9 protein-coding genes are annotated in these 14,728 nt (G+C 51.1%); 4 read left to right on the top strand and 5 right to left on the bottom strand.

Going from position 1 to position 14,728, the window contains the following annotated elements; all coding sequences use genetic code 11:
- Positions 1-419: 419 nt before the first annotated feature.
- The 4 genes from QMC96_11880 (at position 420) to QMC96_11865 (ending at position 8,001) form a co-directional block, all read left to right on the top strand.
- A complete protein-coding gene (locus tag QMC96_11880; GenBank protein MDI6877459.1) occupies positions 420-1,511 on the top strand; it encodes a hypothetical protein in 1,092 nt (363 codons plus the stop codon).
- 12 nt (positions 1,512-1,523) lie between these two features.
- On the top strand, positions 1,524-4,112 hold the full coding sequence (locus tag QMC96_11875) for a PglZ domain-containing protein (GenBank protein MDI6877458.1): 2,589 nt from the start codon (positions 1,524-1,526) through the stop codon (positions 4,110-4,112).
- 9 nt (positions 4,113-4,121) lie between these two features.
- Positions 4,122-6,158 (top strand): protease Lon-related BREX system protein BrxL, encoded by a 2,037-nt coding sequence (brxL, locus tag QMC96_11870; GenBank protein MDI6877457.1) that lies wholly within the window; start codon positions 4,122-4,124, stop codon positions 6,156-6,158.
- Positions 6,159-6,576: 418 nt separating this feature from the next.
- A complete protein-coding gene (locus QMC96_11865; GenBank protein MDI6877456.1) occupies positions 6,577-8,001 on the top strand; it encodes a transposase in 1,425 nt (474 codons plus the stop codon).
- A gap of 490 nt (positions 8,002-8,491) precedes the next feature.
- Here QMC96_11865 and QMC96_11860 read toward each other — a convergent pair whose 3' ends face one another.
- The 5 genes from QMC96_11860 to QMC96_11840 all read right to left on the bottom strand — a co-directional run bounded on the left by QMC96_11860 (position 8,492) and on the right by QMC96_11840 (position 14,480).
- A complete protein-coding gene (locus tag QMC96_11860; protein ID MDI6877455.1) occupies positions 8,492-9,331 on the bottom strand; it encodes a hypothetical protein in 840 nt (279 codons plus the stop codon).
- Positions 9,324-10,361: a hypothetical protein gene (locus tag QMC96_11855; protein ID MDI6877454.1), complete on the bottom strand. Its 1,038-nt coding sequence runs from the start codon at positions 10,359-10,361 to the stop codon at positions 9,324-9,326. The genes QMC96_11860 and QMC96_11855 overlap by 8 nt, the downstream gene beginning before the upstream one ends.
- A 1,511-nt stretch (positions 10,362-11,872) precedes the next feature.
- A complete protein-coding gene (locus tag QMC96_11850) occupies positions 11,873-12,355 on the bottom strand; it encodes a hypothetical protein (GenBank protein ID MDI6877453.1) in 483 nt (160 codons plus the stop codon).
- Positions 12,356-13,249: 894 nt separating this feature from the next.
- Positions 13,250-13,426: a hypothetical protein gene (locus QMC96_11845; protein ID MDI6877452.1), complete on the bottom strand. Its 177-nt coding sequence runs from the start codon at positions 13,424-13,426 to the stop codon at positions 13,250-13,252.
- A 94-nt stretch (positions 13,427-13,520) separates the two neighbouring features.
- Entirely contained in the window at positions 13,521-14,480 is a 960-nt protein-coding gene (locus QMC96_11840) for a transglutaminase domain-containing protein (protein MDI6877451.1), read from the bottom strand.
- Positions 14,481-14,728 lie beyond the last annotated feature (248 nt).

Below are 14,728 nucleotides of genomic sequence, written 5' to 3'. Positions count from 1 at the left end.
ACGGGGAAGAAATTAAAAGCTACATAAATCCGGAGACAGGGAAACAGTACTCACGCCCGCAAAATACCGATTATTATTTCCGGCCTGGGTTGACATGGTCACTGAGGACCCAACTCGGTTTCAATATGAGACAGTTCCCCGCAGGTGCAATCTTCGGTCATAAAGGTCCAGTCGCATCGGGAAATGGAGATAATTTGGCAGTTTATCTCAGCATATCGAATTCAATTGTTTTTTCATCGCTCCTCTCTCTTCAGATGGCCTTTGGATCTTATGAAGTAGGGGTTATTCAGCGAACTCCCCTTCCCCCCATATCCCAACCTGCTTATAGAGAACTGGAAAGTCTTACACTCCAGATTGTCGATTTGAAACGACATATTGACAGGAATGATGAAACAACTCGCCCATTCGTCCTACCATCCATGGTGACCCCTAACAGGAACAGAACGTTAACAGAGTATGTATCATTGTTCAATACTGAAATATCGAAAGTATCTGTTGACGCAGGAGAGATACAGCACCAGATTGACACTATTGCTTTCGATCTCTACGGCATCAACGACAAGGACAGAAAAGCAATCGAAGAAGCGTTCTGTGATCGCCCTGCGCCGATCAACGCCCCGCCCACCGCTCCACCCGCCCTCACCGCCGACCTCCTCTCCTACACCATCGGCACCATCTTCGGCCGCTGGGACATCCGCTACGCCACCGGCGAGCGACAACCTCCTGAGCTTCCCGATCCCTTCGCCCCCCTTCCCGCCTGCTCGCCGGGGATGCTACAGGGCGAGGACGGCCTGCCACTCGCACCGCACGAGATCCCACCTGACTATCCCCTGAAGGTCGATGCCGACGGCATCCTCGTCGATGACGAGGGGCATCCCGATGACATCATCGCCCGCATCCGGGACGTGCTCGCCCTCATCTGGGGCGATCGTGCCGATGCCATCGAGAAAGAGGCCTGCGAGATCCTCGGCGTCAAATCCTTGCGGGACTACTTCCGCAAACCCAGTGCAGGCGGGTTCTGGGACGACCACGTGAAGCGCTACTCGAAGAGCCGGCGGAAGGCGCCGATTTACTGGCTGCTCCAGTCGGCGAAGAAGAACTACGGCATCTGGATCTACTATCCGCGGATGGATGGCGACACCCTTTACAAGGCGCTCCGGTATGCAAAGGACAAACTTGCTATGGAGGAGCGCCGGCTGGAGGACCTCCGAAAGGAGCGGGAGCAGTCCGGCACCGGCGGAGCCGTGGTCAAGAAGATGGAGAAGGAGATCGACGGCCAGGAGGCGTTCATCAGCGAACTCCATGATTTCGTCGAGAAGCTGGAGCGGGCCGCAAGTCTCAACCTCATCCCGGAGCACGACGACGGGGTGGTGCTCACCATCGCACCGCTCCGGGAACTGGTGCCCTGGAACGAGCCAAAGAACTACTGGGGTGAGTTGATCGAAGGAAAGTATGCATGGTCGTCGATCGGGAAGCAGCTCGCCGAGAAAGGACTGATAAAGAGGAGTTAGACAATGGGGCATGTGAGTGAATACATCAGGGAGATGGTTGTAAAACAGGTGAAGGACAACCATCTCGTGGTCTGGTTTGACCCGGAAAGAATTTACGGCGACATTTCAGCGGATCTTGAGATCCCCGGAGGCACGGTGGCGAGATACCGGGATTCGTTCTTTGAACTGCGTCACGATATCGCGCCGCTCATGACCCGGGAGGAACCACCGGATCTCCTCATCTACGTCCCGCTCTCCGAGGAAGAAACCGAAAACGCTCTCGTCGCCTACACCTCGGCAGGCATCGTGCTCAAACCGCACCAGACGCCCTGGCAGCGCAATACCCGACTCGCAGTCATCGCCAATCAGGCGCTCAAGAGCATCATCGACGATCCTGCAGAACTCGAGGAGATCGTGAAGAAGGTTGACCGGAACGAACTTACGCTCTCCGACCTCGATGCCCTTGCCGAACAGGTTCGAGCCCGGAAATCAAGCCACCAGAAGGTTCTCGCCCTCATCTATCGCGTTGAGACCCCCCAGGACATCACCCTCTCCTTCCTGAACCGCCCCGAACTGGATGAAGAATTCACCAGAAAAAACGCCCTAGACGACCTGAAGGCATTTCTCCATACCGAATACGGTGCCGAGATCCGCGGGGACACTCCAGAAACCTGCCGGGGAGAACTCGCACGCTATGTGCTCATGAGTGCATTGATAGCAGGCCTGGATGGTTACGTCCCCGAGGCACTCTCACGGGTTCCACATGCACGAAGTGCAAAGGATCTGCAGGCATGCGCACAACTCGTATATGAATGGCAGATGCGCCGCGATCTACAGAAGAACTACGTCACCTGGGCCCGGAAGATCGAGCAGGCGCTCGGCATAGGCGAAGATCGTCGTCTTGAACTCTCGCAAATCGAGGACATCCACACATTCCAGGGCATCGATCAAGCAGTCTTGAGTCTGGTCGAGCAGGCGCTTCTGACCCAATCGACAGACGATCTCGAGGAGATTGCCTGGAGGCGGGAACAGGGGTTCTGGGCCGAGATGGTGCCGACCACAAAAGCACGCTGGCGCCTGGTTGCAACCATTGCAGCGTTTCTCAACATCGGTCAGGCCATCGAAACCACGATGAAGGGGCGAAACTTCACAGCCGGAGAGATTGCAGCGTATTATACGGACAGATATCAGCCCTGGTACCGGCTGGATACGCTCTATCGCTACGTGGAGAAGTACTACGCAACCACCGAGTACGAATCAGCATCACCGCCAAAATCGGTGAGGGACCTTTATGCAAGAGTCCGGCAGCGCTATACGCAGCTTGGAGGAGAGATCGCCTCCAGATTCGTCAAGCAGCTCGCCCAATCACGATTCGACCTCCCGGACTACCCCCGCCAGACCGAAATTATCTCCAGGTACGTAGCACCTGCCATGGAACAGGGCAAGGTCGCGTACATCCTCGTGGATGCCTTCCGTTACGAAATGGCGCAGGAATTGCTGCAGGTGTTTTCGAAGAACAGCGTGGCAACACTTGATGCGGCACGTGCCACAGTTCCCACCATCACTGAAGTGGGGATGGCAGCTCTCATGATGAAAGGCGACGTACAGCCTTCACTCGTCTCGATCGGGGGCGGTAAACTTGCCATCGAAGTTGAAGGGAAGGTGCTCAAAGATCGCTCCTCAAGACTGGACTATCTCAAAGAGCATATAGGGGGCGAAGTGCTCTCCCTCAAACTCAGCGATCTCTTGCACCCCCAAAAGACGGTCACAGATGGCATCCGCAACGCCGACCTTGTCCTCGTAACCTCCCAGGAGATCGATGAATTCGCAGAGAGAGCCGAACCGTATCTGGCCCGGAGATACATGGACGACATCTTCCACACCCTGCAAAGATCATTCCGGGTCCTTGCCGAATATGGTGTATCCACGATCATCGTCACCGCAGATCACGGGTATCTGTTCGGAGAAGAGATCGATAACCCAATGAAGATCCCCTCTCCCGGTGGCGAGACCGTTGACCTGCACCGTAGAGTATGGGTTGGGAAAGGCGGCGCGGCAAATGAAGCCTATTGCTATTTCAAAGCATCAGACCTGGGGCTTGGCGGCGACCTGGAAATCGCCACCCCGTACGGAATCGGGGTCTTCAAGGTTGCCGGAGGCGGTCTTGCCTATTTCCATGGCGGCCTCTCGCCGCAGGAGTACATCATACCTGTGCTCACCATTCAATCATCGCCGCATGAACAGCAACCTTCCACCGGCATTCAATTGACCATCGAACTGGGAGGCGACAGCATCACCACGCGCGTCTGCATGGTAAAAATAGAAGGAAAGGCCACACAACTCGTTGATCTGCAACCACCAAAAATCCGTGTCGAGATCTGGAGCGAGGGCAATCAGATCTCCCTGCCGTTTGGCGCGCTCTATGGGTACGAACAGGCAACGGGAGATGTCCAGTTGAGGATGAGCGAAAAAGATCCACTGAGTATCGACCCGAACACGGTAACGCTTCTCATTCCTCCGGAAATACAACCAGGTAGATCCGCCTCCGTTCATCTCCTCGACGCAACGACCGGAGTACTGCTGAAGAAACTAGAGAACATCCCCATACACATCACGTTCTAGGTGAAACGCATGGAAGAACTGGATGATCTGGATCGCAAAGCAACGCTTGCATTCCCGGGAAAAGTGGTGCGCAAAGACCTGGTCCGCAAGGTGAAGGTCGGGGCGAACGTACCGGTGTTCGTCCTTGAATTCCTCCTCGGGACATACTGTTCGACCGATAATCCGGCGGCGATTGAAGCCGGATTGAACATTGTCAATACAACTCTCGCAAACAACTTCGTGCGACCAGATGAATCCACGAAAGCACAGTCGTATGTCCGCGAGCGCGGCCGGCACATGATCATAGACAAGGTTAAAGTCAGATACGTCTCCGATCAGGACAAATACTGGGCTGAACTGGTCAACTTCGGCCACAATTACGTGCATATCCCCGAACGCTACATCCAGAAGTATGATCGACTCCTTATGGGGGGGATCTGGGCCGAGGTTCTCCTCAACCACAGATACGACGAGGAGGCCCGGGGCAAGAAGAGCCCTTTCTGGATAGAAGATCTCGAGCCAATCCAGCTCGCCACCTTCGACCTGGAGCAGTACTGCGAAGGACGCAGGATGTTTAGCACCGACGAGTGGATCGATTTCCTCATTCGGAGTATGGGGCTAGAGCCCTCTTATTTCGACCGGCGTCTCAAACTCTTGCTCCTTGTCCGCCTGATCCCCTTCTGCGAGCACAACTACAACATAGTGGAACTAGGCCCACGGGGAACAGGGAAGTCTTATGCTTACCAGGAAATTTCCCCTTATGGCATCCTGCTGACCGGGCCAACCACCGTTGCCAACCTCTTCTATAACATGAGTACGGGAAAGATAGGGCTGGTCGGGCTCTGGGACGTCGTTGCGTTTGACGAGGTGGCCGATCTCCAGAAGATGCACAAGGAAATCATCACAATGCTCAAAACCTACGCCGAATCCGGCACCTTTGCCCGGGGCAAAGAAGCGCTCTCGGCTTATGCATCCATTGCACTCTTTGGGAACATAAATCAGCCGGTTGAGGTCATGGTTCGGTCTTCTCACCTATTCGCTCCAATGCCCGAGATCATTCGTGAAGATATGGCCTTCATCGATCGAATGCACTACTATCTGCCGGGTTGGGAAATCCCCAAAATGAGGATGGATTTCTTTACCGATCACTACGGATTCGTGGTCGACTATCTTGCAGAAGCCCTGCGGGATCTTAGAAAACACAACTACACAGATACAGTCGATAAATACTTCTCAATGGGATCGCACCTCAATGCTCGTGATGTGAAAGCGGTCCGTAAGACGGTATCCGGCCTCATCAAACTCATCTATCCCCATGGAGAGTTCTCCAAGGAAGAACTGGCGGAATTGCTCGATGTTGCTATGGAGGGCCGAAGAAGAGTCAAAGAACAGTTGAAAAAGATGGGTTCCTTCGAGTACTCTCAGACCTCGTTCTCCTACATCGACAACAATACACGTGAAGAATTCTATGTTGGCGTACCCGAAGAGGGCGGAAGAAACCTGATATCCACCGACCCGCTGGCCCCTGGATCGGTTTATACAGCATCTGTTGGCGAGGGGGGACGAGTGGGTCTTTATCGCATTGAAGTAAGTCTATCTGCAGGCACAGGGAAACTCAAAATGGCAGGGGGGATACAGGGGAGCATGAAAGAATCTATTCAGCGGGCTTTCTCATACCTTCAGGGCCATAAGGTGGAGATGGGAATCGCCAGCATTTTTGACACCTCTGACATCCACGTAGAGGCCATCGATCTTCTCTCCAATCGTATTCCTGCTGATGTTGGGATTGCTTTCATAATCGCAGTTTACTCCTCCATTAAAAAGCATCAAACATTGCCTGGATTACTCATTCTTGGCGATTTGAGCATCCAGGGGAACATAAAGCCTCTTCCAAGCCTTTCAGAGGTATTGCAAATGGCAATGGACAACGGGGCCAGAAAGGCACTTATCCCGATCGAGAATAAACGAAACTTCCTTGACGTTTCTGCGGATATTATGGAACGCGTCGATCCGGTATTCTACAGCGATCCCATGACGGCTGCTATGAAAGGGTTGGGTTTGACATAATCTTTTACTTGAATCTAAACGCCCTATCTGGATTAAAATTAAACTCTCATATCTCGTCATCGCGCTCAAACAGAGTAGATTGAGTATGAACCCGAACAGTTCCCGGGCCTGATCTACCGGGGCGACGCAGGGACCGTCCTCACCTTCACGTCTGGGAAGGTGATCCTCACCGGTTTCAAAAACCTGAGCTCAATGGAGGCGTTCACGTCCGGGCTGAAGAAGAGGGTTGAGAAGGCTGTATAACCCTTTTTAGATGCTTTCCGGACACTTTGTATTGTCCATAGCGAGATGAAAAGATTATTGGTAACCTAAACTCCGCATGAGTTAGGGGGTATACTTCATTCTCTGCCCTCCTTTTGAGCAATCCCCGGTGCAGAAGGAAAGATCTATATCATTCTAATCCCTAATATTAAACCATATGGAAGAGTGGGTTCGGGCATGGCTGGAGGAGCAGCGGCGGAAGGGGGAAAAATGTCTGGAAGTCAAGGAGATCCAGGGTAAGCCCTATGTCTATCGGTCAACGAGCAGCTACGACAAGACGACCAGGTCCCCCAGGAAAGTCAGCACCTACCTGGGCAGACTCACAAAAGACCACGGGCTCATCGCCAAAGGAAGAAGAGGGCAGAGCATCCCGATACGTCCCCGCAGCGTTCGCGAATACGGGAATGCCGCCCTGATGACTGAGGAGTTCAGCGAGGTGCTCCCGATGCTTCGGGAAGCGTTCCCCGCCTGCTGGCCGGAGATCGTCGCCCTCACCTTCACCCGGATCGCCGGGTATACGCCCCTCTCCCGGATCGGGGATGCCTGGGAGAAACTCGACAATATCCTGGGCATCTCCGCGGACTGCGACCCCCGCACCCTCGCCCGGGTTCTCACCGCCGTCGGCGGCGACCGCACGGCCCAACAGGCCGTGTTTCGGCAGCTCGCCTCGCCAGCGCAGCAGCTCGTCTATGACCTCTCCTTCATCTACTCCCACTCCGATACGGTCAACCTCGCCGAGTTCGGCTACAACGCCGAGGGTGTCTGGTTGCCGCAGGTCAACATCGCGCTCTTCAGTGCAACGGATACCGGCCTTCCTGTGATGATCCGCGCCCTGCCGGGCTCGGTTCGGGACGTCGCCACCCTCGTTCGATCCCTTGACGAGATCGATACCGCCAGGATGACGCTCGTCCTCGACCGCGGCTTCGTTTCAGAGAAGAATGAACAGATCCTAATTGAGGCGAAGATCCCGTTCGTCCTCCCCCAGCGCCGCAACAGCACCCGGTATGGAACGCGAATCCATCTCACCGACCACTTCTTCTACCACAAACGGCTCCTGCATGCCGGCAGCCGTGAGGTGGATGGCTTGATGCTCTACCTCTACGAAGATGCCGATCTCGCAGTGGAAGAGCAGAAGACCCTCTACCGCCTGTTGGAGGAGGGAGCGATCGACCGGGAGACATTGAACCAGCGGCTGAAGCGTGCGGGCCGGGTCCTGATCCTCTCCTCGATCATAGCACATCCGCAGGAGATTTACCAGATGTATCAATCCCGGAATCTGGTCGAGAACCATTTCGCTGCATTCAAGAGCCTGATCCAGGCAGACAAACTCTACCTCCGGGATGCCACGGCCGTCTTCGGCCATGTCTTCATCGGGTTCCTCTGCCTCTACCTCTACTGCCGGATCCTGCATCGGATCAAACAGGCCGGGCTGTCGGCACACCTCTCACCGCAGGGATTGCTTCTGAAACTCTCCAAGGTGTATTCCGTGGTCTATGGGGAGGAGAAACGGATGACCGAGGTGCCAAAGCAGGTCCGAGAAATCGCCGAGAAACTCAACCTCGATATATTCCCTAATATGTGAGGAGTTTGGGTTTTAATTCTGATCATATTTCGAGGATTGCGATAAACTTCATCCCTAATCATAAAAACTATACCATGCCTGACTTCCGTCCTGATAAGCGCAGGAAACATGCAGAGATAACCTACTTTAAGAATCGGTCGATATTGCTATGAAACCGATAGAGAATCGTGGGCTTTCATGGTAGCCACAAAATCAAGAGATATTGGGTGCCGCACATGTGCCAGTACTACCGCTGCTCGGGTCCATCTTAAGATCCGATCTCCTGTGTAGCGTTCACCCTGTGGCAGCTTCGTACCGGTAACCCTCATAGCGGTAGCTCCCGAGGGAAGGGTAAAATGACAGAAATACGGAGATTCGGGAGAGGAGAAGGACTTTATCCGAGGGAATCGGACAGAACCGGGGGAATGGAAATGAGAGGAATAGGATAATCCTCCTAAGGAAGCGTGTTAAATGCATTGATGGCTTGTCATTTAGTGACAGCGCTGTTCTACTATTTTCGAAAATCACTCAAAGTTCTCTGCGTTGGATTTGCCCACTCCTGTAAACTCATAGCGATATTCAAGAGTGTCCTTGGATGCTGTTTGAATTTCTCCGTTGCTCGATATTTACCGTCCTTGAGCTCGATAAAACCCTTCAGATATTTGTTCATCAACACATCCATCTCATGTATTACTTTATCTCGAAGTGCTTGTTTTTCTGATTGCCCAATGATATCGTACAAACGCTCCAACCCTTCTTTAACCATCTCGTGTGCAGTTTTTCCTTCGTGGTTTTCCTTGAACAACTGCATCACAATGTCGATTAAACCACGTCGAATTTCAAATGCTTGCATCTCTGGAAGAAGCGTAACAGGAATGTCAGGTAATTTCGAGAGATCGGAGCCATCCCTCTTCACTAAAGATTCCCGCAATTTTAGATTTCCAATAAAACAGTCGTTGGATATCCTCAGCACATCTTTGACGAGGATCTGGCAGTGATCCCCGTCGTGAACCGCGGACATCCGACTGCTGATGACATCCGGAGCTTTTGAGAAAACGGGGAAACCATATACACTAAGACTTCTGGGGTCAATGTTCTTGTATGAGTCGAGCTTCTCTTTCTTTGAGTGCTGATTAACCGTTAATTCCAATAGAACCCAACCATCATCGCTGACAGCAACAATATCAGGATGTTTTTCTTGACCATCGTGTCTTGATGAAAGATGCGGTTCTATACGATACCTATGGAATCCTGCCTCAAGAAACGGCCCAACAAAATCAGGACGATTATAACGGTGAAAAAGTTGGATAGTATTTCGCCACAGGACAATTCTATCTTTTAGATCAGGCAAACAATTCATCCCCATTAAAATAAATAGAGGTTTTACCTGCGTTATCCTCCCCCTGGATCGTTGCGATCCTCGGAGCTGCATTAACACACCCTTGATTGGGGATAGTCAGGTATGCATAATCCGGACCGACATCCATGAGAATGCGATCCCACGTATGAAGATCGAGACCCTTGAACCTGCGAAAGTCCGATTCACCTTCAACCTCTACGAGCCAGAGGTTCATGCGCCCCTTTCCCATAGATACCGTCTTTGAAAATGCGTCAAGGTCTATAGGTCGTGCAAAGTTGAGTTCAAAAGCGCCAAGAGTATTATTGCGGAGATTCGTGGCCTCTTGTATGGCATCTTCGTATCGATTCGCCATCTCGGAGACAAATAAGAAGACCTCATCCACATCTTCGGCTTTGTTGATAGTCACCTTTCCATTGCTGTACCATTCCGCAGATATTCGCACCGTTCCGTTCTCGATTTTTTGCCATCGAGAGCTATAGATCGCAAATTGCTCTTTGGCTCGGTTGAGGATATCATCAATACCCTGAAGGTGTTGATTGGCTCCATACCAGGCCTTCAAACTAAAATTTCCTGCATCTTCTTCGGGGGATAAGCCGTCTGAAAATTTTAATCCGAGCCCTTTTTGATGCCATCCTTCAACCTTTGCCAGATGAAGCATTTGATTCCTGGACAGCCAGCAGCGATCTAAACCGTGTACATCGGTGATCCATTTATTCAGGATGGTATCTGACTCACCAGCGCCTAATAAACTATAAAGAATCCAGACTCGTTCGCGTGTAGTATCCAAGAATAGAGAGCCCGGAGCACCACCGCCACGATTAGCATACCAGTGCTGAGCGTCCAGTACACCCCATTGTCCAACAGGACAAGTCACATCTGTTACGGGAAGATTACTCTCAATTAGGTATGCCTTCAGCTGGGTGGAATAGGTATCCCCAGAGCGGCTCAGAGACTGATCATTATCCTCGAGGCCTGCTTGAATTCGATCCTTGAGTTCGGCAAATGTCTTAACCTGAGGCATACAAACCCGTATCTGTAGGCGATTGGGCGATTATACTACAATACGACATTGTATTTTAATAGCTTTCTCTCTTACACTCGATAATTATTAAACGAATTTCAATACCGCATCATAAATTATGCTATCTCTTGGACACCGTTCCCAGATCAACCCTGTTGTGTCTTTCAGGTAGGTTCTTCATGATCAGCTTAGGAAACCATTCTGCATCGGTATTTTGATAAGAAATTCCATGGGAAATGGCCATTCCTCACGATCCAGGATAGACCGTATTGACCCTGTCGAAATAGTAGATACTAGAGCTAACATATCGGTAAAAACAATTGTCGTGACACTGACACGACGGTTCCATTAGCCCATACCCTTACCCTATACAGTATTCAAATAGATTCTACTTCTGTTGCGTACCCCTCGGCAGTATCTGATGTGCGGAGTCCCGGCATTGAACCTGTTTGTTAAGACCTGCAAATACAGAAATACTATGCTCCTAAACCAATCGAAGTCTTCTGATGAGAATTCTATCAGGGGTTGCAAGCATTCTATTAAGACCCTGTTAAGAACTCGGCGGCCATTGTTCTCCATGAAGAAGTCGAATTTCACGCAAAGCAAAATCCGGGAAAATTCCTTATTCTCCTTTTAAAGAGATACTCGCAGGCTCGACGCTTGCCCTCCATGGTCCGCCCATTCCATCGCTCGATCCCCGAAACATCTTTGGGAAAAATCACGTTGCAGGACATCGTCGATGCAGATGATCTGAGGCAAATATGGCCAGCGCAAACATGAAACCAAGGATCGCATGACCTGTTCTTCAGGATACACTTCCGCAACTGTATCCTGCTGGAGTGGTTGCTTTTACCAAAACCCTCCACGGACTTTGCCTTCCCTTGTGCACGCGCCTAGAGCACGGTGTCTGTCCGCCGATTCCGAACCGTTACCTGTCGGGTACCTCCCGCAATCACAGCCAACCAATCCGGTTCTATCCGAAGGTTACTCTCCCAGGAATCTACACGGCAGGTTTCATACCAGCATATGATGCAAATTGTGTGCGGAGATACGTTCGCGAACATATCCTGGATCCGCACGTATGTGCGGTCCATGCCGACGCCTGTGCTGCAGGGTTCGGACCGGAAAATACTCCTTTATCTTCTTTCCGCTGATCGCATAGCGAGCGGATCTTCAGCACCGAATTCCCGTGCGGGTCCTTCTCCATCGTACGGGCATCACCATGGTTCCGTATCGCCCATATCCCTCATTGGAACATTTTTGTTCCATATGGAACAAAATTTAGCCAATGAGATCGTGGACATCCTGCGGCAGACCGATCTCCCTCCCCTCCCCGGCGCGGAGATGCAGAAAGGGCTGTCGGGAGAAGCCCGGGGGTCCCCCGAATGCCAACCGGACCCCTGGACCCCTCTCGGGACGATCTCCTCAGAGGATTGCTCCGATGACCGGAGCGGGCAGAAGGGGATGAGGATCGGTCCTGGATAATGCGGACGATGCGGATTGCGGGGCAATCACGCCCCCCGTATAGTGTTTTTCCGGTTTTCCCCCTCACCAGCTTCTCGCCAGCATCGCGAGCCGCAGGGACAGCCGAACAGGGAGGGCGGCGTTGCCCATCTGGTTCTATCCCATGCCGATCCATTCCACACTGCATACTTCAGGTCCCCATCCATATACTCGTAGTAGGCGATGCGGGAATAGCCGCTGCTGTCGAGCTCCAGGGATGTATAGGAGACATTCCTCTCCCCACTCACGAACTCAATATCCCAGGCTGACCCGGTCCAGGCAGCGTACTGAAGTACGCTATACGTCCCATCGGAGTTGCTGATGCGGGGATTGTCGTCGCCGTCCATCGCCAGGGAGGTAAACACTCCGGCATCTCCCTCCGTATCCATGGTCTGGATGTCCCAAGTCAATGCGGACACCGGTCCGACACCGGCGCATACCAGCAGAAGGGCTGAAAAGGCGATGCCCGGTAAAAACCCGCTCGTTTTCATTCTGTAACAGTGTATCGACATTCTAATACCATGCCCCCGTTCGTCGTCTCCTCCCGATCCCGCACGGGGGTGACACCCTTCAGCAGGAGTGGGGAGGGGGATTTCTGCTCTACCACACGCTGAAACGAGAGGGTGTCGGATGGCATACCGGACGCTTTAACCCATACTATAGCAGATATCGAAAATTTTTGAGGAATATATAAATATCGTCATTTTTATCTAATGGGGATACAATTTTTTAGAACCTTATCGGTAGTTCTGGTCTAATTCTGCATTATTGAAATGTTTCGGGCGGAGATCCTCTCGACCGACCGATCGAAGGTTGACCCCTGCAGCACTGAGCACAAAAACACCCGAGGTTCGGTACCGAGCTCGGGGAGCACGTCTATCGGGTCTACTGACCGTCGCGCCGGGGATCCGGAGCCCTGAATCCAATCATATTGCCTGACTCTTCGCCCGTATCCTTCCCATCCCATCGCGGTCGGAGAGGACAGAGCCTTCTGGGCGGGCGCGGTTCGCCGAATCCACGACCTCTTCCACGACGCAGTGCATATTTTCGCGAGTTCATCGCCCACCCTCCGGATCGAAAGAGCTTCGTCAGGGTAGCGGGGTATGGTCGATGGGGGTCGGCGAGAAACGCGATGTCAGGAGAGATTCGGTATCTATTGTACGCCCGCAGCCTTGCTCCCTCACCTCCCTGGATGCTCTCGCGATGGCGTCGGCAATCTCCGAACCCATCTCCCGGATGATCTCGAAGCGTCTCTTCTTCGCAGGGGCGTATTTCGTGACGACCTCCGAGAATCGGATTTTCGAAGATCCTTTCGACCGCTTCAGGCGCTCATAGGCATGATATTAATCACGCAAACAACCCGTCCCCCCTCCATTTCGCCGATATCAACGGAAAATTTTCCTATATGCTCTTTCTATAGAGTCACCAAACAACCAGAGGAATATCCCCAGTATCATCACGACAATTACAATCTGAAAGAATGGATGCTGTTGTGCATACCAACCTCCAAAAGCTTTGAAGAATCCTCTTATTAAGAGAAGCAATATCTCGAATTTTCCCATAAAAAATCTTCACCCCAAAGATAATTTCTCCTTTATGTCCAACCAAAACTGTGCCTAGTAAACACTAAGATCGCTGAAAAATGTGAACTGCTCGTCATTGTACCCTCTCCCAATACTTATTGGGATATACCACGTACGTTTCGCCATCGTTCTTATAGAACGGCCCTCCAGGATGTTTTGCACTCCAATCTAAGTTCAACCAATACATTGGAGTCCCGTCTTTCTTGTATGAAGTATGATATGCAATACTGGTACACCGATATCGTTTGCATATGTAGTTAGCGGCTGATTGTACTTTATCCTTAGTTGAGCCAAGATACACCTCAGCATAAGCATGCCCAGCCGAATCGGTATTATAAGCTAATACAACTCGTGCCGAACCGCCTATTGCCATAACAACAGATGCTGTCACTATCGCGAAATCGTCGCAATCTCCCTTTAATCCTATATTGATTGTCCTGCTAGCTGGGGAATAATACAGACTCCCTTTGGGATCGTTAACGTATGTCCAGTCACGGTAGATCCTCTCCCACATGTCGCATATTTGAGCGATGTTATATTCTCCTCCATGTGACGGATCGATAAGAGTCAATGCGAAGTCACGAGTTGTAGGATTGGTGTAATCCATCGCTTCAGCAACTTGGGTTGCCCTACTTTGTATACTGGTATCTGGAGCAGCAGTCACCGTGGGAGCAGATGTAGTCACTTTCGGGGCAATTTGAGTATTCGATATAGATGCCCCAGAAGATGTAGAAGATATTTGCCCTTTCGGGGAAGAATCGACGAAGTCTATGGTAAAGGCATGATACACTACTGCTATAATACAAAGAATCAGTAAAACTTTACCAATCTTGGCAAAGAGATTGCCGCCTTCCTGATATTCTTCGATTTGATACTCTGTGTTTCGGTTTAATTCGTAATAGTCGTTTCCAATAAGGATATATTCCTTTCCTCCAACAAATATATGCTCGGCATTTTCTATCTCATATATTGTTCCGTCTATTACAATCCGCTCAGTGCCTTGGACAATGAACCTGTATTCATCGTCTCCCATTTTATCAAGTGAGATAATCTCATATTATACCATAAAAGCATTTTTAATTTTGTTATATGGTATAATATATTATATATAATAGTTACGAAAATTGTGCTAAAATTGTCCTTAAACCAGGTGATCTTTATTCTGTTGCTTCTATAATTCTTTTTCCCCCAATTATCCCTTTTCTTCAACTATTCTCATTAATTTCGGTAGTGTCCCGATAATTCTGTAAAATTGAAATTGCCCTGTATCCAACACCAATT

This window comes from Methanomicrobiales archaeon, assembly GCA_030019205.1.
In the GTDB taxonomy this organism is placed as follows: domain Archaea; phylum Halobacteriota; class Methanomicrobia; order Methanomicrobiales; family JACTUA01; genus JASEFH01.
Note: the sequence above shows the minus strand (reverse complement) of the source record. Positions and strands in the feature narration are given on the sequence as shown.